The sequence below is a fragment of the Psychrobacter urativorans genome (genome assembly GCF_001298525.1).
In the GTDB taxonomy this organism is placed as follows: Bacteria; Pseudomonadota; Gammaproteobacteria; order Pseudomonadales; family Moraxellaceae; genus Psychrobacter; species Psychrobacter urativorans_A.
In genome coordinates, this window is the sequence record NZ_CP012678.1 from 2418911 (window position 1) to 2440313 (window position 21403).

The window sequence follows — 21403 nt, forward strand, 5'->3', positions numbered from 1 at the left end:
TTTAAAACTACTTGCTTACAGATTACATGTAGTTTTCGATACTTGGGCAAGAGCACATCAAGTTTTTATCGCCATACACATCATCAACGCGAGCCACACTTGGCCAGAACTTATTGTTGCGAATGTATGCTAATGGGAATGCGGCTTCATCACGGCTGTATGGATAATCCCACTCACCATTAGTGATCATCGCAGCAGTATGCGGTGCATTTACTAATGGGTTGTTCTCTAGCGACCAGCCATCTGTACCAGCTTTTGCTTTTAAGGCTTCAGCTTTGATAGATTTAAGCGCATCGATAAAGCGGTCAATCTCTTCTTTAGATTCAGACTCTGTCGGCTCAATCATTAAGGTGCCCGCTACTGGGAAGCTCATAGTTGGTGCATGGAAACCATAATCCATTAAGCGTTTGGCAATATCAGTTTCAGTAATGCCAGTTTCTTCTTTTAGCGGACGAATATCGATGATACATTCGTGCGCCACATGACCTTCTTTACCTGCATACAGAACAGGATAGTCATCTTTAAGTTTCGCGGCAACATAGTTGGCATTCAATAGCGCAAGATTGGTTGACTGTAGCAGACCATCACGACCCATCATGGCGATATACATCCATGAAATAGGTAAGATGCTGGCAGAACCATAAGGTGCTGCTGATACCGCTGAGCAATCTTTTTGGGCGTTATGTACTGGGAACAATTTATGGTTAGCCATAAACGGTGCCAAATGTGCCTGCATACCGATAGGACCCATACCTGGACCACCGCCGCCATGAGGAATACAGAAGGTTTTATGCAAGTTCATGTGCAATACATCAGCACCCACGTCAGCGGGTTGCATGATCGCAACCTGTGCGTTCATGTTCGCGCCATCCATATACACCTGACCGCCGTGCTTATGAATAAGGTCACAGATATCGCGAATACCTTCTTCAAACACACCATGCGTTGATGGGTACGTAATCATCAAGGCACCAAGATTGTCGCTATGTTCTTCACATTTAGCGGTCAAATCAGCGATATCAACGTTACCATTATCATCGGTTTTTACGACAACGACTTTCATGCCCATCATCATAGCGGTTGCTGGGTTAGTACCATGCGCAGACTGCGGAATTAAGCAGATATCGCGATTCATCTCACCTAGTGATTCATGGTAACGACGAATAGCAAGGATACCGGCATATTCACCAGAAGCACCAGAGTTTGGTTGCATAGAAACGTCATCAAAACCAGTGATGGCTTTTAGTTGTTCTTGTAAGCCGTCAATCATTTCGATATAACCAGAGACTTGGTCAACCGGAGCAAAAGGATGCACGTTGGCAAACTCAGGCCAAGTAATTGGTAGCATTTCACTGGTCGCATTTAGTTTCATGGTACAGCTACCCAATGCAATCATACTACGGTTCATCGCCAAATCTTTATCTTCAAGCGATTTCAAATAACGTAGCATTTCATGTTCGGTATGATGCGAATTAAATACTGGATGGCTTAAAATAGCATCGGTACGTAAATGTTCCGCATCAAGTGAAACGGTAGCGGCTTCTGGTAGGTCATATGCTTTATTAACAAATAACTGAGTGAGGACGTTAAAGTCGTTTTCATCACTGGTTTCACTGAAGGCAACGCCTAACTTAGTGTCGCCCAAACGCCATAAGTTATAACCAACATTATCTGCGTTTTCAAAGATTTGCGTCGCAAGTTTCTCTGAACCACAATCAACCACTACCGTATCAAAGAACTGGTCATGAACGACGTTTAAGTTATTATCACCCGCATTTCTGATGACGTCAGCGAAAGCCGAAGCAAAGGCATGGATAAGGGTCGCAATGCGTTTTACGCCGGTTGGACCATGATAAACGGCATACATACCGGCAAGATTAGCGAGCAATACTTGCGAAGTACAAATGTTAGAGTTGGCTTTTTCACGGCGAATATGTTGCTCACGAGTTTGCAATGCCATACGTAGCGCGGTGTTGCCTTGTGAATCTTTTGAAACACCGATAATACGACCAGGCGCTGAACGCTTCGCTTTATCAGAGAAAGCAAAATAGGCGGCATGTGGACCACCAAAGCCCATCGGAATACCAAAGCGCTGCGTGCTGCCAAGTGCAACGTCTGCACCCATATCAGCAGGTGATTTTAGCAACACCAAACTCATGATATCGCTGACAACTGAGGTGTAAGTTTTCTTTTCTTTTACAGCGCTGATAACGTCCGTTAAATCTTTAACATCGCCTTCAGAGCCGACATATTGGAATAAAGCCCCAAAGTAGTCGCCAGATTTAGCCAACTCAAAATCACCAACAATAACGTCCCAACCAAAATATTTGGCACGAGTACGGATAACGTCTAGTGTTTGTGGATAAACGCGCTCATCAACGAAGAATTGATTAGATTTGCTTTTGCTCATGCGCTTTGACATTGCCATTGCTTCAGCAGCAGCAGTCGCTTCATCTAGTAATGACGCGCCAGCAAGTTCAAGACCGGTTAAGTCAATACAAACTTGTTGGAAGTTTAACAAGGCTTCTAGACGACCTTGAGCGATTTCAGCTTGGTAAGGCGTATAAGCGGTGTACCAGCCTGGATTTTCAAGGACGTTGCGCTGAATAACCGCAGGCATACGTACTGGAGAGTAGCCTTGACCGATATAGCTTTTATTCACCGTGATGTTGTCTGCCATCGCACGCAACTTAGCAAGTGCACCGTGCTCACTCATCGCTAAAGGTAGATCAATCTCTTTTTGTAGACGAACCGTATCAGGCACGGTCGCATTGATAAAGCTTGCCATATCATCATAGCCAATCTCTTTTAGCATAACGGCTTGCTTATCATCGTCAGAACCTAGATGACGATAAACGAATTCTGATTCGTTAAATAAACCTTTGAACGTATCAAAAGTCGGATTTTGAGAAATAGACATAATAATCCTTGGTAGAGTTTGTAATACAGACAATAGATAAGGGAAAAATGCATCCTATGATAGCGAGTAAAACTATCAGATAAAAACCCAGCAGATAAAAAGTAGATTAATTTACGATCTGCAATCGCTGGTTACTTATTTGGTTATTTAAGTCAGTTACTTATTAAGTAACTGACTTAGTTATTTATTTATACATGATGCACAAGTTGTGTTTGGTCAAAACGAAACTGCGATTCATAAATGCCATTATCAGCACGCTCACCAGCACCAATCATCATGACAATATGATGGTTGCCACCTAAGCCTAATAATTGCTTCATCGCCGGCTCATCAAAGCCACCCATAGGACAACTATCGAACCCATGGGCACGTAATGCCAGCATCAAATTCTCAGCGGCTAGTGCCGTATTGTTTGTTGCCCAATTTTTCACATCATCAAACGTATAGTATGGTGATTTGATAGGTCCTTTAACCTGCCTAATGGCTTGAGTCGCACCCCATTTCGCTACTGATATCACATTCATGGGACCGCGAATAAAGTCCATGGCAACGATTTGGGCATAGTAGTTCTTGACTTTTTTGGGTACAGGCTTATCAGGATATTCACGCAAAATTTGCTGGGCGTGCTCATGCCAGATATCAGTACGCGCTACTACAGCAATCAATCGCGAGGCTGTTTTTGCCGCATTTTGGTTCATACAGTTTTTAACGGCACGCTTGCGTTTATCCGCGCTGTCAATCACATAAAATTCCCAAGGCTGCAAATTACTTGAGTTGGGTGCTAGCATGGCTAAGCGTAAACAATCAGTCAGCACGTCATCAGGGATGGGCGTATCAGTAAAGCGCCGTACTGAACGACGGGATTCCAGCACTTGGCGAAATGCTTGCAATTGTGGGGTATATTCGGGGGTTGCTAGGTTATCTACGGTTTCATTACCCATCACGGTCTCTTTACTTGAGATATCGCTATTTTCTTGGGAATGAGCATGAGCATGAGCATGAGCAAGGTCATTATCATTAGCCGCCTGCGAGGTATAATTTCTGTTCGCATCGCCATGATTGGTATGAGTATCAGCGGATTTCATACGTGACTCCAGAATCAGACCATAAAATGATGGCTATCAAATAGATAACAGCAGTGAATTGTGAATAGGGCATCGCAGTATTACTGGGATAATATTCCAAATAAAACGAAGCAAAAGTCATCAAGTCAATTTTATAACTTGGTTATCTTTTGACGTTATAGGGAATATCCATTGCCTATTATTAATAATTTAGCGTGTTCACTATAAAGCGGGAGCAGATACCAACTGAACGCTGATATCTGCCGTATCACATATTTTTGATATTAACGGATGATAAAATATCACCGTTAATATACAGGCTATCTTAAAACTTATAGCTCGTTTTCGTACTCTTCAGCACTCAATAGACCTTCATAGTCTTCAAGGTTAGCGGCTTTCATTTTGTATAACCAGCCTTCGCCATATGGGTCTGAGTTGATGACTTCAGGATTGTCTTCAAGATTTTCATTGATAGCAATAACATCACCTGAGATAGGCGCATAAACGTCAGATGCCGCTTTTACAGACTCAACAACAGCGATTTCTTCGTCAACAGTAATGTTAGCGCCAACTTCTGGTAACTCAACATAGACCACGTCGCCAAGTAAGTCTTGGGCGTGTTCAGTAATACCTACAGTAATAGTACCGTCGTCTTCAAGACGTAACCACTCGTGACTGGCGACGTATTTTAATTCTGCTGGGATATTGCTCATGAGAAATTCCTTTGAGGAGGGTTAAAAATAAAAGTTACAACACCTAAAAACGAACTATAGATTGTTGGTTAGTCAAATGGTTAATTAACCAACAATCAAATACTATTTGTTAAACGTAGTCAAGATGAGAATTAAGCAAATTGCTGTTTGCCGTTACGAACAAAAGGTAGCTTAAGCACACGAACATCAACAAATTTACCTTTACCGCGCAAATCAATCTGTACGTTATCGTCTTCAGATAAGCTATCAGGAACGCGAGCGATAGCGATAGAGTTTTTCAGGCTAGGAGAGAAGGTGCCGCTGGTAATAACGCCAGTTTGCTCGTTGTCAGTACCTTGGTTAATCGTTACTTGCATACCTTCACGTAACACGCCGCGGCTGGTGAGCAATAAGCCCACTTGTTTCATAGCTGTGTTATTGTCTTTTGCTTGTTTGCGATTATTCACCAGTGCTTCACGACCAATAAAGTCACGTTCATCTTTTAGAGCCAGTGTCCACGCCATATTACAGTCGTAAGGACTGATGGTTTCGTCCATATCGTGACCGTATAAATTCATACCGGCTTCCATACGTAGGGTATCACGAGCACCTAGACCAGCAGGTTTAATACCGTTTTCTTTGAGCAATGCAAAGAAAACAGCAGCAGCATCGGCAGGCATAATGACTTCAACGCCATCTTCACCCGTGTAACCAGTACGAGCGACAAACCAATTTGGCGCTTCGATGTCCGTCAAATCAGCGCCAACAAATGGGGTGATTTTCTCTAAAGTTTCCGCCCAGCTTGGTTTGGCTTGAATCAGTTTTTCAACTGCTTTAGGGCCTTGTACGGCAAGCATTGCCAAATCATTACGTTCAGTGAGCGTCACATCAAAATCTTTAGCTACTTTTTCGAACTGCGCCATGTCTTTATCACGGGTTGCCGCGTTAGAGACGATACGATATTCGGTTTCATCCGCATTTGATAAATAGACGATTAAATCATCGATAATACCGCCTTGCTCATTCAGCATAGGAGAGTATAGAGCTTTACCGACCATTTTTAGCTTGTTGACATCATTGGCTAATAGCTTTTGTAACCATGCTTTGCTTTGTGCGCCTTTAACATCAACAATGACCATGTGTGAGACGTCAAACATACCAGCGTCGGTACGTACGGCTTCATGTTCGTCAATTTGTGAGCCATAATGAATAGGCAGTTCCCAACCAGAAAAATCGACCAGTTTGCCTTCACTGTCAACGTGAGACTGATAAAGAGGAGTGCGCTGCGGGGCTTGATTGTCTGTGGTTGGAGCTTGGATATCGGTCATAACAAATCCTTAAGTGTACGCCGTAAGTGCTTACATCAAACTAGTGTTTAAATGAAGTAAGTACTCATAGCGTGAAGAGCAAAATTGCACCGTGCAAAAATTGCGATAAAGGGTAACACAAAAACATAAAGCCGTATGCTAAACGGACGCCATACGTCTGTTTAAGCAAAAGCCCTATCTGTCCTGTGACCTGAGATTTTCAATGCCTGCCAACCTTTATTTAGCACAGTTATCAAAGATAACTACATTTATTCGCTAAAAATACTTTCGCTAAAGGTATTTGGCAGTACATTTTCTCCCCTTCGGTGGATAAGACATCGTCTGTCCTTATCGCTCTCCAGATTTGTTATGCCGTTATGTTTATGTTTATGTTTGCAAAAAGCAAATAAACAAAGGTGGCATGTGTTTTTCAGTCCTTTTACCTGAGCGATTGGCAGGGTGGATGCGCCTTCGGTGGTATTGTGGCAACAAATAGTGACGAGGCTTAATAAGCGCTGCGCCGTGCCGCAAAACTCTCTCCTGAAAAACGCTTTTATTATGAAACGTTCACGCCAGTTTTACAAGTCATCAAATGAATTAAAATGAATTAAAGTTAGTTAAAATGATTCAAAACAGATTAATTTGATAAAAATTAGTCGTGTTACTATGATGCTTTCCCATAAACCTTATAAATTAAGCATTCGAATAAGAGTTTTTATCTAAAACATATACTGTCGATTAATTTTGATAAAGATATCAATGAATATAATGGTGCTAATACGTAAAGCCACTACTGATAATCAGGTGAATTATGCTACGCTAGTTGATAATAAGCGTCTTATGCGGCGCAGTGATGGGGCGGATCAGTAGTATTGCTAGCGTGTGGTATTGTTTTCTAACTATTATCTTTAATTTTAGCTTTTGATAGGTCATATTTATGCATTGTGATATTTATAAATTCCCTAAACACGACGATATGTATGTCTATATTGCCCGTCCTGATTATCCTAATGACACTGACGATATTAAGGACTGGCTTGGCGTATTGCCAAAAGATTTTCGGGCGGGTTTGGGCATCAGTAAATTTGTGATGCATTTAGACTTAGAAACGACGCCAACCCTTGCTCGTGTTGATAAACAAGAAGTAGTGGCGAAGTTAATATCACAAGGTTATTTTGTACAAATGCCACCGCAAGATGTGCTGCGTCGGCAGGCAGAATTACGTGCTCTAGATGCTCAAGATAGTAAATATCATTAATACGGTTGCTCAAATTAATACCATGAGCAGGTAAAAAAAGAGCGACTGAAAAAGCTGTAATATGCATTTTGGTATAAAGTCGTGATAAACTATCGACCTATTCGGCGTGCACGTTAATTTCTTTCTAACGCTTTATTTGTATATTAATCATTAATATCAATACTAATATTCATAAATGAAAGCGCAATAGACTACTGAAATATTAACTTGGCGCATGACTTATAAACGCAGGTATCTAAACACGCATGGACTGGCTAAAAAGTATCTTACAGAGCTTACCACTTGAAAAAATCAGTGACATTCTTGGCGAGATTGTTATTTGGTGGAGTCAGCTGGTAAAAGGTGTTCCACCCGCCGATTTACCAATGTATGCCTATATTGGCGGTTCGATTGTCGTATTGGCGCTGTGGATATTGGTGGCGCGCATGTTACCGAAACCATTAGGTGGCATAAGTTGGATGGTGTTATTTGCTGTTTTATTAGCCCCTGGCACCGCCCTTGGTGATCCAAGTCTGCTTGCGCCTGCAAGTATCAGCGTCGTCTATGCGGTTATGATGAAAGACACCACGGCTGCTGCCAGTAACGCGCTACCAGTATTGATTGTACTGGTCGTAGGCTTATTTATTGGCTTCGTTTGGCAACTGATTCGTGGTGCATTCGAGTCGAGCTTGGATAAAGCCCGGCTGCACACGGCTGAAGATGCTGAAGCCAATATGCAGTTGGCAAGCGGTAACTATTTGGCAAGTGGTAATTATGCAGATAGTAACTATGCAGGTAGTAACTATATTGCTGAAAGTGCCCCTTTAAAAGAGCCGCTTGATGCGCCTTTAATCGTCTCTGTGCCTAAGGCTGATGAAGTGGTTAATGCTGAAGTGAGTGGTTCTAAAGTGATTACTACTGAAGTAATTAATACTGAGGTTATCAATACAGATACAGATATCAACCTTAAAAAAGCCCCTGAATTAAAGAGAAAAAAAGTCGAAGGATTTTATAGTAAAAAGGCTGACGAAGAGACTATTGCCGAACAGCCTGCTATAAAGAGTGATGACGACAATAAAAATGATAAGTAATTATTATTCTTATTTCTGAATTGCTTATTTAAATACAAAAAAAGACACCGATGCGTGTCTTTTTTATGGTTGTTGATAAGGTTGTCGTCTTAAGACAACTCTATAAATGCTAAAAACGGTCTATTCTAATAAATCGCTTATCGATTGCGTTTGACTCAGCTCATCATCGTACTTATCCATCGACTTTATCTTTGTTTATTGCTAAAGTGTTTTGCTTATTGTAAAAGAAAATTCTATTTATTAAGTTATAAAGCTGCGATAGAACATTCGTCTATCTTCTTCAACTTGCTTTAAATTTGTCCTACTTTTTTTGGTTATTATTTTCATTAGAGACTTTTATGATGTTAAAAAAGCACTATATTGCGCTATTCCCTGTGTTGTTCTTAGCCAGTTGCGTCAGTCAGCCGCAGCAGAAACCAGTGCGCCAAGGCAACGTTCAAGTCACTGAAACGCAAACGATTATTAAGCCTAAACCTGTCATTGTACAGCCGAATAAGGTGGTTAAGCCGACACCGGCACCGCAAGCAAGTTATAGCAGTTTTGCAGACTGGAAGTCAGACTTCTCAACACGGGCGATTGCCTCGGGCTACAATAGCTCGGACGTGCAGCGTTTGCTTGCGTCCGCTAACTTGAACCAACAAGTTATCTCATTAGATTCAGGTCAGCCTGAGTTTTCTAAGATGCCTTGGGAGTATGCGGATTCTGCGGTATCAGATGCTCGTGTCAATACCGGACGCAGCAAATTTGCCGAACAGCGCAGCTATTTATCAAGCTTAGAGTCGCGATATGGTGTCAGTGCAGAGATCGTGACGGCAATTTGGGGTATGGAATCGGCATATGGCGTGGTAACCGGTACTAGCCATCTGCCAAGTGCATTGGCAAGTCTTGCCTATGATGGTCGTCGTCAAGCGTTTGCTGAAACTCAGCTATTGGCATTAATGACGCTCTTACAACGCGGTGATGTGTCTTGGTCACAGCTTCAGGGTTCTTGGGCAGGTGGCATGGGGCAGACGCAATTTATCCCTGATACATGGTTAAAAGAAGGGATAGATGGTGATAACAACGGATATAAAAACCCGTGGTCGACTGCTGATGCATTGGCTTCTACTGCCAGTTATTTAAGTAATGCGGGTTGGGTACGTGGTCTTGCACCGTTTTATGAAGTCAGATTGCCCGCCTCATTTGATTACGCCACATCTGGTAGCAAGCAATCGGCTGCTCGATGGGCAGCGCTTGGTGTTGATACTATCGCTGATGTCTCGCTAGATGCTAATGCGCAAATGGAGCTATGGCTACCGGCAGGTAAAGACGGTCCTGCACTATTACTCAGTAAAAACTTTGACGTCATTAAAGTATATAATAACTCATCAAGCTACGCGCTAGGCGTTAGTTTATTAGGTAAAGCCATTACTAGAGAAAATGGACTACAACAGTCATGGCCACGCTATGAGCGCCCATTATCAACGGCGCAAGTGAAAAACTTACAACTGCGCCTAACCCAAGCAGGTTATGACACACAAGGGGCGGATGGTGTAGTGGGTACTAATACGCGTAAGGCATTCCAGCGCTGGCAAGCAGCGAATGGGCAAACGCCAGATGGTTTTATTACTCAGCGTAGCGCTGCATCACTGACGGCATGGTGAAGTGCTTGGACAGTGCCATTTTTTCATAGTGATTATTGGCGACAGTCTCTGTTAAATCGGTAAATCGATAAATCGATAAATCATTAATGTAAAAGGTACGTCATTAAAAAAGCACCCAATCATGGGTGCTTTTTTGGTGGTAAATATTGTCATGACTATTATTGATTAATAAGCGTTTTTGTTGAGCAGTGACTGTTAATTCACCACGCTATCAAATAACTGAAAGGGAAAAGTGACCACATCAAAGGCGAGAGCGAACGGTAGTAACACCAGTTTTTGCGCACCACTTTTTCCATTATGTGACACGTCACTTTGCTGTGTTTGCGTGTAGAAACTGACGGTATAGGGTTTACTTAATGGACGATATTTGGACTGAATGAGGGAAAGATTATTGACCTGCGGATAAATAGCACCTTTAACGGGTATATTAAAGCAAAAGCGCTGTGCTGCAATACGCTGGTCACTCGTGGTGGTACAATCTTGCCCGCCATTTTGTAGGAAAAACTGATAATCAGCACGCTTAAATTCATCTTTTAATTTAGCGTATGACAGCTTCATGTCACCTTGGAAGTAACCGTCATTATTTGGCACATAAAACGACATATCATTTTGAACTTGGATGTTTTTTGGCGTTAAGTTGCTTAACAGAGTGACCATCTCTGTACCGCCTTGGGTCAGAACATAGCTGTTTTTATTCCCAACGATAACCATTGTGGCGTTTGGCATATTAGGTAACGATTGGGCAGGACGACCAAAAGCCACGATTTGATCTTCAGACAATACTTGCTTGACGTTTTTAGTGCTGGATTGGCTTGGGCTGTCCAATAATGAGCTGGTGGCACAGCCGTTGCTGGCAAGGATGGCGACTATTGATACACCAGTTATTGCAAATTTATAAATCGTAGTGTTATGAGTAAATGGAGTCATGATAAGGCTTCCTTGTCTGTCGTATCAGGATATCGTACCTGTTTTGACCTTATGATATCTACTAAAGATTTTATTTAACAGTGTTTCAGTAGATAAAGTAATAGCAGCTACGCCAAGCTCACTAAAATTTTGCTGACAATCCTTATTATTATTCTTATAAACATTATCCGTCTTATGAATGATTATAGAAATTGAGTAGACACAAAAAAACCTCAAGCAAACAATACTTGAGGCTGAAACTTTACTTAAACTTAAAAAGTTAACTCAGTTTTAAATATGGTGCAGCGGACGGTACTCGAACTCGCGACGTGACAAGCTAGACCCACTAAAATTTATGTTCTATAAAGCACTTTAACCACATGCCAGCCAAACTTAGTTTTCACTAAATGCGGGGTGAAGAGTTCGCCACTGAAGCAGACTTTATCAAATGCAGGTACCATGTCGCCTTTTTTAAATTCACCTAAGTTGCCGCCTTTTTTACCTGATGGGCAGGTTGAGTGCTTTTTAGCGAGCACATCAAACATGGCGCCTTTCTTAAGCTTGGCAATAATGTCGTCAGCTAGTTCTTTGTCTTTTACTAAAATGTGTAATGCGCTAGCTGTACGAGCCATAATGTAAACCCTTCATAAAATATCGATTATCGGGGCATTATATCATTACTTAGCTTAGTTGCTCTACTTCATCAAAAGTTATTATCTAAACAGAGTCTACAATTTAAATGGGAATCAGTACCTTTTGATTGTTCCTGCCACTACAGTCTTTGAACTACAATTTTTGATGGTATCAACGATCTCAGTGGTGGTTTGATATTTTGCATATGAACGAGGATAAGAAAGTATCTGGGAGATACTTAAATTATTTTATAGACACAAAAAAACCTCAAGTAAACGAATACTTGAGGCTGAAACTTTGCTTAAACTTAAAAAGTTAACTAAGTTTTAAATATGGCGCAGCGGACGGGACTCGAACCCGCGACCCCCGGCGTGACAGGCCGGTATTCTAACCAACTGAACTACCGCTGCTTAGGTCGTTTTTAGCGTCTTGCTCTTATCAAGGAGCCCACTTCGCTAAAAGAGTGGTGGGTGATGACGGGCTCGAACCGCCGACATTCTGCGTGTAAGGCAGACGCTCTACCAACTGAGCTAATCACCCTGAATTGCTTTATTAACTAGAGGAGTCATTCTTTAGTTAACATTCGAAATATCTTAATAATAAATCTAACAGCGTTGGAACTCATTAAAGCCCGTTGCTGTGGGTGTGTATTATATAGATTTATAATGGCGTGTCAAATACTATTTTCACTTATTTTATAAAATAGTTTTATTAAAGGTCAAATGATGAAGATAGAGGACGAAAGCGGGCTACATAGTTGTCTATTGTATGACCGCTAAAAGCCATTATACTGTTAGCATTTTTGTGCTTGTGGGTTTGTTTATTTGGTTGTGATGATATGGGTCAGATGGTTATGGAGATGAATGTAGGCACTGTCGCTGCGGAGCAATATATCGCGTCGTGGACATGGACTGATTTTGCAGGGTTGGGTCTGATACTGCATATTGTTCTAATGGTGGTGATGACTTTACGCATTGTCTCGGTACAGCGCAACATTGGTGTGGCGATTGCGTGGATAGCTATTTTGTTTACGTTGCCTATATTTGGATTACTTGCTTATATGTTGGTAGGTGAGCCGATGATTGGCAGTCGCTATCGGCAGCGCGTTGATCAGGCACGGCTTATCCTGAATGATATGGCAGAACGTGAGCGTTTGATTTTTGATCAAGGTCAAGATTTACTTTCTGAGCACTATCGCGGTGTCAGTAAAATTGGGACACGTTGGACAGGTTTTGGGGTGTTTCCAGATCATCAAATGCAGCTTTTGACCCATCCTGAGGCGATTTTTAAGCGTTTGATTGATGATATTAATGGCGCTCAACGGTCGATTTTGATGGAATTTTATATTATTTATCCGAAAGGACAAGTGCAAGACGTTATACAAGCGTTGATTGCCGCCGCGCATCGCGGTGTGGAATGTCATATTCTCATCGATAGTGTGGGGAGTTTTAGCTTTTTTAATAGCGCTGAGCATCATCAGTTGGAAGGTGCGGGCGTATTTGTACATCAGTCGCTGCCTGTAGGATTATTTAAGACCTTATTTAAGCGTTCTGATTTGCGCAATCATCGCAAAATTGTGGTTATTGATGAGCATGTTGGCTATATCGGTAGTTTTAACTTGGTTGATCCGAAGTTTTTTAAGCAAGATAAAGCGGTGGGTCAATGGATTGATGTGGCGATACGCAGCGTCAGTCAGAACGAGGTGAGTATCGCAACTGCGATGGCTAAAGTGGTGGTCACTGATATTGGTGCTGAGAATAATGACAATCTAGATGCGCTGCATAAACGTGTGAACAGTTATACGCGTAAATTGTATGTGCGCCATCCAACGATTAACGATATGAATAGTCGCATAAAAGCACTTAATACTATCGTCGATTATTTTGAGCCACTCAGTACTGGTGCGAATTCGATTGTCATTCCGCAGATGCCTGTGGTAAATGGCGTGGTGGCGCAACTGATTCCCTCAGCGCCACAAGTGACCGCGCATGTGATTTACAATACTTTGGTCACTATTATTCACCGCGCTAATAAACGTATTCGTATTACCACGCCATACTTTGTGCCTGATGAAGCATTATCTGGTGCATTGGTGACGGCAGCGAAGCGTGGGGTTGAGGTGACGTTGATTATTCCTGAAAAGGTGGATTCGTTTTTAGTGCAGCATGCCTCGCAAGCGTATTATCAAGAGTTGTTAGAAGCAGGGGTGACCATTGCCTTATTTCAAGGCGGTCTGCTACATGCCAAAACGGTGGTTATCGATGATGATTATTGTCTATTTGGTACGGTTAATATTGATATGCGCAGTTTCTATTTAAATATGGAAGTGACGTTAGCGATTTATACACCAGCAATGGTCGCACAAGTGGCTGACTGTCAGGAATCCTATTTACACAGCTGTCGTTTTTTAGGATTAGAAGAATGGCAACAGCGCAGTAATTACGAGCGTTTATTTGATAATGTGGTGCGTTTATTTAGTCCTTTATTGTAGCCATTTGGATTTTAGGTTAAGGTAACTGCTTTATTTATAGTAATTATTTTTGGTAGCTTATCGACGGCGTTACTTAACGACTGCGCACTTATATTATAAAAGGATTCGCCTACTTTATGACTATGATGACTGCAACGTCCTTACCTAAAACGCCACTCGATTATATGGCAGAAGGGTATTGGCAAGATTTTTTAGGGCATCGTTCGATTGCGGGTGGTATTGCCTATGAAATGGCGCTGCGCGACTGCGAGTTAGATGAGTCGTTGAATAGTTTGCAACGGGTTGATACGCTGTTAACACAGATACGTCGTGAGTTGATTAGGTCTCATACGTGGGATGAAAAGGCTTTATTGAGTGATGAGCGTCTCCGTAATCTGTTAGTGTTTTTAGCATTTTATGCGGGACGCGTTTTGGCACAGCAATGGCAAGATACGCCTCATTGGTATGGTCAATTTGAAATGCGGTTGCGCTATCCTGAGTTACCGTTGGGAGTAGATGATTTTTATCAGCATATGGCAGTGTTATATAGTGACGCTTCTGCTAATGATATCAAAAGTAAAAAAGTTGCCCCACTATTTTTCGCATTAGAGCCGATAGGAATGCGCTTATTTGGTCATATTGACAGGCAGTTTTCTGCGGTAATGGGTGGGCAAGTTGCCAGTGGATTGTATCAAGCGGTCACTGAATTATTGCCGTCCTCTGGCATGATGGCTACAAAGAATGACGTATCAAAGAAAGAAGCATCTACTCCGGTAAATACCGCGATTAATACATCGCCCGTTAAATCCACACCAATTAATACAACATTAGTCACTGAACACTTAAATACAAACCAGACGGTCGTTAATACGGCAGAGTATATTGCTAATAAACAGGCAAAAGCCGCATCGTCATCAAAATTATCATCAACTGCTATAACCAGCCATCAACCAACAATAGTCGAAGCCAGTAATAACGTAGCAGCTACTGCCATTACGACTGATATCGTTGATGATAATTCCTCTAGTACGGTGTTGCAAACGGCATCACCAGTGCTAATAAAAGAAGAAGTTATAAATAGTTCCCCAGCAGCAGATTTGCCTTTCCAAACACAGACAACACCATTAAAATCAGTGCCACCAACGCCAGAGGTTTTTACGCAATTGCTAACTGAGCTTAATGAGATAGAAGTTAACCAAACAGCAGGTCATAGTGATTATCAACAAGCGTGCAAAATTCTTGATCAGTTTGAACAGCATATTGCCAAGCAACATAAACCGCGCGCCCAAGTGGTGTTTTCAGTTTCCCATCAAGCCGCACGGCAGCAAGCACTTGACTTGTTAGAAACATCTGCAACGGCTGGTCATACTGCTGCGATGCTGCGCCTTGCGATGTATGAGCTGCTAGCAGAGGGGTTGACCGCGGACACTGAACAAGCTAAAGATATTGGCGTCGATTGGGTGAAGCAAGCGGCTAACCAAAAAGACAGTCGTGCTCAACGTCTACTCAGTAAAATGTACTATCAAGCAGTCGGTGTGCCACAAGATATGAATAATGGCAAATACTGGCTTGAGCAAGCTGCTGAAAATGGTCATATCGAGGCGACTGAGGTGATGGCACAATGGCAACAAGCACAAAGCTTAATCATCACCCGTCAGCAAGAAGAACATAGCTTTAAGCGTTATCAGATTTTGATAGCGGCTATTGTTGTCGGCGCTTTATTATTAATTATTTTTGTATAAATACTATTTTTAAACGCTATTTTTTAAACGTCGTTATTAAAATTTTTTAATGAAAACGTCACCTATAAATAAGTCAATGAGCGGTACTATAAAAACCATGTCTACTCCGATAACCAAGCGCGCAATCAGTATACCTCCTTTATATTATCGACTAATTATTAGCCTGTTAAAGCCATTATATCGCCTGCAAGTTTGGCAACGCTCGCATCAGCGTGCTAACTATCAGCAAGAAGTGGCACAGCGTTTTGGTAAATATTATCCGCCATGTCCAAGTAATAAAATTACTGCTAATAACGATAAGGATAACAATAACAGAGTCATTTGGTGTCATGCCGTCTCATTGGGTGAGACCAATACCGTTGCGCCGTTGTTAGATAAATTATTACAGCAGGGATATCAGATTTGGCTGACCAATACTACCCAGACTGGTTTTGCGCGCGGTGCTAGCCGTTTCGCAGAGGATATTGCTCAAGGGCGTATGAGCCACAGTTATGTGCCGGTAGACAGCCCTGCAGTTATTGAGAAATTTTTAGCCCATGTACAGCCTATTGCCGCTTTGTTTGTCGAAACTGAACTGTGGGCAAATATTTTAACCATCCTCGCGCAACAAAATATTCCCAGTATATTGGTCAATGGTCGGCTATCGGCAGCATCTTTTAAACGTTATCAAAAAATCAGTGCCGTAAGCCAAAGTATGATGCAAAATCTGACGTTAATCATTGCGCAAGATGAAGAATCGGCGCAACGTTTTCAACAACTGGGCGCTGAAAGCTCGCATGTTCAAGTGGCAGGCTCACTAAAATGGGTCATTAATGCCCCTAAAATAACGGATATTAATACCCAAAAATCAGTTATCACGGACATTACGCAGCCGAAAATTGCCAATGAAAAAATAATAGACGTTGATTTAGGAGAGTTAAATCGTCCTATTTGGGTAGTAGCCAGTACCCATAGCGGTGAAGAAGATACTGCGCTGGCATGGCAGCAGCAACTGTTAGCGATACCTGAACATAGTAAAACCTTATTAATTATCGTGCCAAGGCACCCTGAACGCTTCGATGAAGTTGCCGCACTTATCCAAAAATCAGGTTTAAAAATGGTAAGGCGCAGTCATCAAGACGCCATTCACGCGCAGACGCAAGTGTATTTAGCAGATAGTATGGGCGAGCTGATGACGTGGTTTGCCTTAGCTGATGTGGCACTGGTTGGTGGCTCATTGGTAGATATTGGTGGTCATAATCCCGTTGAGCCTGCGAGTGTGGCGACGCCGATATTAATGGGACGCTATACACAGTCTTGCCAAGTGGTCGTGGATATGCTGGCTGGCGTGGGTGCGTTGTATCAGCCGTATAATAATTTTTATCAGGCGATAACTCTTAATGGTGGGTCTGATGAACAGGTTGATGAGCCTTTTTCTGAGCAGGATAAGTCAAAATTTATGCAGCCTGTGTCGGACACTGATGATGTGGCGCTTATTTATGAGCAGCTGCAATTTTGGCTCAGTCACCCGCATATTGCTCAGTTGGCAGGGCAGGCAGGGGCACAACTGGCAGCGCAACAGCAATCAGCACTTACCCAGCAATTAACCCTTATTGAAGAAGTTATTAAACAATTTGCTACTATTAATAATTGATGAATAAATAGTTGATAAATAATTTCCACGATTAGCACTCTTTCACTTTAAGTAAACCATTCCTATGAATTGTATTTTATTACCAGCTACCCATTTTTCCTTACCTTTTGCGTATATTGATGCGCCCAGTCAAATAGAACATATTCAGAAAGTATTGGATGCAACAGTAGGCGACACACTCAAAATTGGTCAGCTTGACGGTAAACTTGGTACTGCCGTCATTGATAAAATATCAGAAGATAGTATTGATTTACGTGAGGTTCACTTATCCAAACAGCCTCCTGCAAAGTTGGATGTCACCGTCATTTTGGCATTGCCACGCCCGAAAGTATTACGCCGATTGATTATGGATATGACCGCGCTTGGTGTGCGTGATATCGTTCTTATTAATAGTTACCGCACGCAAAAAAGTTATTGGCAAAGTCCACTGCTCGCGCGACTTGACGAATTTGTGCTAGAAGGTTTGCAACAAGGGGTTGATACGGTTGCACCGCGCATCACCTTACAAAAACGCTTTAAGCCTTTTGTTGAAGATGAGTTGGCAAGCTTAATTACTGGGCACGCTATAGTGGCTCATCCTTATAGTGAATTGTCGCTCATGCAATATTTACAACAGCTAGCCTTGTTGCAATCACAATCGCAATCATTTTTAGCGTTAACAGAGGGGCAAACAAAGACAGTATTGCCAAGCGTAGTGTGTATTGGTGCTGAAGGCGGTTGGATTGATTACGAGATTGATTTGTTCGGGGCACAAGGTTGTCAGGCAGTCAATATCGGCAGTCGAGTACTGAGAACTGAGACGGCAGTCAATGTCATTTTGGGGCATTGGTTACTAAACAGCGGTTGTTAAATAGCGGTTATTAAACAGCACGCTTTAAAAATCTTTCATTCATTAATAGCATTAACTTTACGTATAGCATGGGCGCATCTCTAAACAGTAACTATAAAAACAGTAACTATAAATAACAGGTTGAGAAAAACAGTAGCATGAGGAAAGTGACTATCTTTGATAAATGTATTGATAACTAATATCATTTCTATTAGTATATTGCTTTGAGTTTTTAGCCTGTACTTATCTGAATGTTTTCAGTTTTTCTTATCGGTCAGTAGCTGATTCTTTCGTTTTATCTCATCTATTTATTGCCCTATTTATTATGGAGAAAACCATGTCGTTAAATGCGGTTGCAGCACCTCTATCTTTTAATCGCTCTATCAAAGCGAGCTTATCTGTTGCTGTATTTAGCTTGATGTTGGGTTTGGTAGGTTGTAATAAAGCCGAAACGCCTGAGCAAGGTGCGGATGCTAAAGCACCTGTAGCCGGGCAAGACGCAGCTATTGACGGTGCTGCAACAACTGACAGCGACCAAGTGGTTACTATTTATTCTTCACGTAATGAGCAGTTAATCAAGCCATTATTAGATAAATATACTGCAGAAACAGGTGTAAAAATTGAGCTGGTGACGGATAAAACGGGTCCGCTCATGGCGCGCTTAGAAGCAGAAGGCAAGAATACGCCAGCCGATATGCTGTTGACCGTTGATGCGGGTAATTTATGGCAAGCGGCAGAGCAAGGCTTACTGCAACCTGTTTCTTCTACTATCTTAGAGACTAACGTGCCAGCTAAATATCGTGATCCCAAAGGGATGTGGACGGGTCTGTCATTACGTGCGCGTACTATTTTTTATGATCCAAGTAAAGTGGATGCGGCACAGTTATCAACCTATGCAGATTTAGCGGATCCAAAATGGAAAGGCAAACTGTGCTTGCGTTCATCAAAAGCGGTCTATAACCAGTCACTGGTTGCTAGTATGATTGAAAATTTAGGTGCGGAAAAAACCGAACAAGTGATTCGTGGTTGGGTGGCTAACTTAGCGACAGATGTATTTAGTGATGACACCAATATGTTAGAGGCAATTGCCGCTGGTCAGTGTGAAGTAGGTATCGCTAACAGCTATTACTATGGTCGCCTGCTTGATGAAAAACCTGGCTTCCCAGTGAAAATATTTTGGGCAAACCAAGACACCACAGGTACGCACGTGAATATCTCAGGCGCTGGCGTGATTGCCAATTCTGACAATCCAGATGGCGCGCTTAAATTAATGGAATGGCTATCTTCTGATGAAGCACAAGGTCTCTATGCCAGCTCGGATAAAGAGTATCCGGTTAAAGAAGGGATTGATGAATCTGAGCTGCTTAGATCTTGGGGTCCATTTAAACAAGATAGTATCAGCGTGCAAAAATTTGGTGCGTTGCAAACCCAAGCCATTCAAATGATGGATAAAGCGGGCTATAAATAATCCGCTAAAATAGTTCAGATAAACATACTATAATATGGTCTTTTATGTGTCTGATATGGTAATAATTTTATGATGACAATGCCAAAACTATCTTTTCGTCAAAATAATACGGTCAAAGAAGGCAGTGTTGTCAGTCAGGATTATACGGTTAGTAAACGCATTATCTCGAAATCAGTCTTAGGACTGATTTCGTTGTTTATGCTCGTACCGATTTTAATCGTGCTGCTGTCATGGACACAGCCGGTAGCCGATATTTGGACGCACATGCGCGAGTATATCTTGCCGCAAGTGCTCAAAAATACGGCAATATTATTACTGATGGTCATGGTAATCTCTGGTACGGTTGGTACGGCGCTGGCATGGGTGACGAGTATGTATCGTTTCCCCGGTCAGCGCTTTTTTACGTGGGCACTGATGTTGCCGTTAGCGATACCCGCTTATGTACTGGCTTTTGTCACGATAGGGATTGTTGATTTTAGTGGACCCCTGCAAACGGGTCTGCGTGATTTTGGTATTACTACCGCCATTCCGTCGGTGCGTAATGTCTGGGGCGCAGGCATCGTATTGTCGCTAGCGTTTTATCCTTATGTCTACTTACTGGCGCGTCAAGCCTTTTTGTCTCAAGGCAGAAGAGCGATGGAAGCGGGTCAAATGCTGGGATTGAGTCGTAGTAAAGTATTTTTTCGTTTGGCGTTACCGCAAGCGCTGCCTTGGGTCATTGGTGGATTATTACTGGCGGCAATGGAAACGCTGGCGGATTTTGGTGCAGTATCGGTATTTAATGTCGATACCTTTACGACGGCTATTTATAAAGCATGGTTTGGCTTTTTTAGTTTAACCACTGCCGCTCAGTTAGCCGCCTTGCTGATTGGGGTGATATTTATCGTAGTATTGTTTGAGCAGTATTGGCAAGCAAAGCGCGGTAATGCCGTGTCGCAAGGCAGTAATCGTCGCTTTGAAACCAGTAAACGTGCTAAATTTGCGATGACATTGTTATGTACCGTGGTGTTTTTGATTGCCTTTTTAGTGCCCTTTTTACAACTGCTTTATTGGACAGCGATAAATTTTCGGCAAGATTTTGATGAGCGTTATATTGATTTTGTCATGAACAGTCTATTGCTGGCGAGTATGACGACGTTATTTATTGCCGTGCTTGCCATTATTATTGCGTGGATTAAACGCCAATATCCTGATAAATCCACTAAGCTAATGACCACCTTAGCCAATTTAGGTTATGTGGTGCCGGGTACGGTATTAGCGGTTGGCGTATTTATTCCGATTGCTTGGCTCGACAATCAACTGATTGATTTTGGCATTACTTCGCATCAAGTGCTGTCAGGTAGCGTGGTGGTGATGCTTTTGGCATTAGCCACGCGTTTTATGACCGTTAGCTTTCAGCCGATTGATCGCCAATTACAGCGCTTGACTGCCAATCAAGAAGCCGCTGCTAAATTGCTTAGCGATAGCGCCTTGCAACGTTGGCGACAAGTGGTACTTCCGGTACTGAGCCCCGGTGTGCTAACCGCTTTATTAATGGGATTTGTTGAAGTCATGAAAGAGATGCCGATTACTTTAATGACGCGTCGGCAAGGTTGGGATACGTTGGCAGTGCGGGTGTTTGAGATGACCAGTGAAGGTATGTGGGCGCGGGCTGCATTGCCAAGCTTACTCATTGTGCTGGTCGGTCTCATTCCAGTATGGGTATTGCTGCGTCAAAGTGACAAAAATGGCTAGCCAACGCTGTTAATATCTCCTTATCTAGTACAAT

15 protein-coding genes, 2 tRNA genes and 2 riboswitches are annotated in these 21403 nt (G+C 42.3%); of the genes, 9 read left to right on the forward strand and 8 right to left on the reverse strand.

Annotated elements, in window-relative coordinates; translation table 11 throughout:
• Nucleotides 1–22: 22 nt before the first annotated feature.
• The 4 genes from gcvP to gcvT all read right to left on the reverse strand — a co-directional run bounded on the left by gcvP (nucleotide 23) and on the right by gcvT (nucleotide 6004).
• Nucleotides 23–2920 (reverse strand): aminomethyl-transferring glycine dehydrogenase, encoded by a 2898-nt coding sequence (gene gcvP, locus AOC03_RS10490; RefSeq protein WP_062535796.1) that lies wholly within the window; start codon nucleotides 2918–2920, stop codon nucleotides 23–25.
• A gap of 188 nt (nucleotides 2921–3108) precedes the next feature.
• Nucleotides 3109–3861 carry a nitroreductase family protein gene (locus tag AOC03_RS10495; protein WP_062536729.1) on the reverse strand — a complete coding sequence of 251 codons (753 nt, stop codon included), beginning with the start codon at nucleotides 3859–3861 and terminating at the stop codon, nucleotides 3109–3111.
• A gap of 455 nt (nucleotides 3862–4316) precedes the next feature.
• Complete coding sequence (gene gcvH / locus AOC03_RS10500; protein ID WP_062535798.1) at nucleotides 4317–4697, reverse strand: glycine cleavage system protein GcvH; 381 nt, start codon at nucleotides 4695–4697, stop codon at nucleotides 4317–4319.
• Between the two features lie 131 nt (nucleotides 4698–4828).
• On the reverse strand, nucleotides 4829–6004 hold the full coding sequence (gene gcvT, locus AOC03_RS10505; protein WP_062535800.1) for a glycine cleavage system aminomethyltransferase GcvT: 1176 nt from the start codon (nucleotides 6002–6004) through the stop codon (nucleotides 4829–4831).
• Between the two features lie 168 nt (nucleotides 6005–6172).
• Nucleotides 6173–6355, reverse strand: a riboswitch (glycine riboswitch).
• A 49-nt stretch (nucleotides 6356–6404) separates the two neighbouring features.
• A riboswitch (glycine riboswitch) is annotated at nucleotides 6405–6536 on the reverse strand.
• 384 nt (nucleotides 6537–6920) lie between these two features.
• Here gcvT and AOC03_RS10510 point away from each other — a divergent pair.
• The 3 genes from AOC03_RS10510 to AOC03_RS10520 all read left to right on the forward strand — a co-directional run bounded on the left by AOC03_RS10510 (nucleotide 6921) and on the right by AOC03_RS10520 (nucleotide 9954).
• Entirely contained in the window at nucleotides 6921–7241 is a 321-nt protein-coding gene (locus AOC03_RS10510; protein ID WP_062535802.1) for a YcgL domain-containing protein, read from the forward strand.
• 245 nt (nucleotides 7242–7486) lie between these two features.
• Entirely contained in the window at nucleotides 7487–8311 is an 825-nt protein-coding gene (locus tag AOC03_RS12870) for a hypothetical protein (protein ID WP_227514234.1), read from the forward strand.
• A gap of 338 nt (nucleotides 8312–8649) precedes the next feature.
• Nucleotides 8650–9954: a lytic murein transglycosylase gene (locus AOC03_RS10520; RefSeq protein ID WP_062535804.1), complete on the forward strand. Its 1305-nt coding sequence runs from the start codon at nucleotides 8650–8652 to the stop codon at nucleotides 9952–9954.
• A gap of 195 nt (nucleotides 9955–10149) precedes the next feature.
• Here AOC03_RS10520 and AOC03_RS10525 read toward each other — a convergent pair whose 3' ends face one another.
• From AOC03_RS10525 to AOC03_RS10540, 4 genes are all read right to left on the reverse strand, one after another.
• Nucleotides 10150–10881 (reverse strand): hypothetical protein, encoded by a 732-nt coding sequence (locus AOC03_RS10525; protein WP_062535806.1) that lies wholly within the window; start codon nucleotides 10879–10881, stop codon nucleotides 10150–10152.
• Between the two features lie 332 nt (nucleotides 10882–11213).
• Complete coding sequence (gene ppiC / locus AOC03_RS10530; protein WP_062535808.1) at nucleotides 11214–11492, reverse strand: peptidylprolyl isomerase PpiC; 279 nt, start codon at nucleotides 11490–11492, stop codon at nucleotides 11214–11216.
• Nucleotides 11493–11826: 334 nt separating this feature from the next.
• A tRNA-Asp gene (locus tag AOC03_RS10535) sits at nucleotides 11827–11903 on the reverse strand.
• A gap of 54 nt (nucleotides 11904–11957) precedes the next feature.
• Nucleotides 11958–12033: transfer RNA gene (locus AOC03_RS10540), tRNA-Val, on the reverse strand.
• A 307-nt stretch (nucleotides 12034–12340) separates the two neighbouring features.
• On the opposite strand from AOC03_RS10540, the gene AOC03_RS10545 reads away from it, so the two are divergent.
• From AOC03_RS10545 to AOC03_RS10570, 6 genes are all read left to right on the forward strand, one after another.
• Nucleotides 12341–13984, forward strand: coding sequence for a cardiolipin synthase (locus tag AOC03_RS10545; RefSeq protein WP_420480458.1), 1644 nt, complete (start codon nucleotides 12341–12343; stop codon nucleotides 13982–13984).
• Nucleotides 13985–14100: 116 nt separating this feature from the next.
• Entirely contained in the window at nucleotides 14101–15705 is a 1605-nt protein-coding gene (locus AOC03_RS10550; protein WP_227514236.1) for a tetratricopeptide repeat protein, read from the forward strand.
• Nucleotides 15706–15802: 97 nt separating this feature from the next.
• On the forward strand, nucleotides 15803–17338 hold the full coding sequence (locus AOC03_RS10555; RefSeq protein ID WP_227514237.1) for a 3-deoxy-D-manno-octulosonic acid transferase: 1536 nt from the start codon (nucleotides 15803–15805) through the stop codon (nucleotides 17336–17338).
• 64 nt (nucleotides 17339–17402) lie between these two features.
• Complete coding sequence (locus AOC03_RS10560; RefSeq protein WP_062535811.1) at nucleotides 17403–18188, forward strand: 16S rRNA (uracil(1498)-N(3))-methyltransferase; 786 nt, start codon at nucleotides 17403–17405, stop codon at nucleotides 18186–18188.
• 316 nt (nucleotides 18189–18504) lie between these two features.
• The gene (locus tag AOC03_RS10565; protein WP_062535813.1) at nucleotides 18505–19635 is read left to right on the forward strand and encodes an extracellular solute-binding protein; all 1131 of its coding nucleotides are present in this window, start codon (nucleotides 18505–18507) and stop codon (nucleotides 19633–19635) included.
• A gap of 69 nt (nucleotides 19636–19704) precedes the next feature.
• Nucleotides 19705–21369 carry an ABC transporter permease gene (locus tag AOC03_RS10570; protein ID WP_062535815.1) on the forward strand — a complete coding sequence of 555 codons (1665 nt, stop codon included), beginning with the start codon at nucleotides 19705–19707 and terminating at the stop codon, nucleotides 21367–21369.
• Nucleotides 21370–21403: the final 34 nt, after the last annotated feature.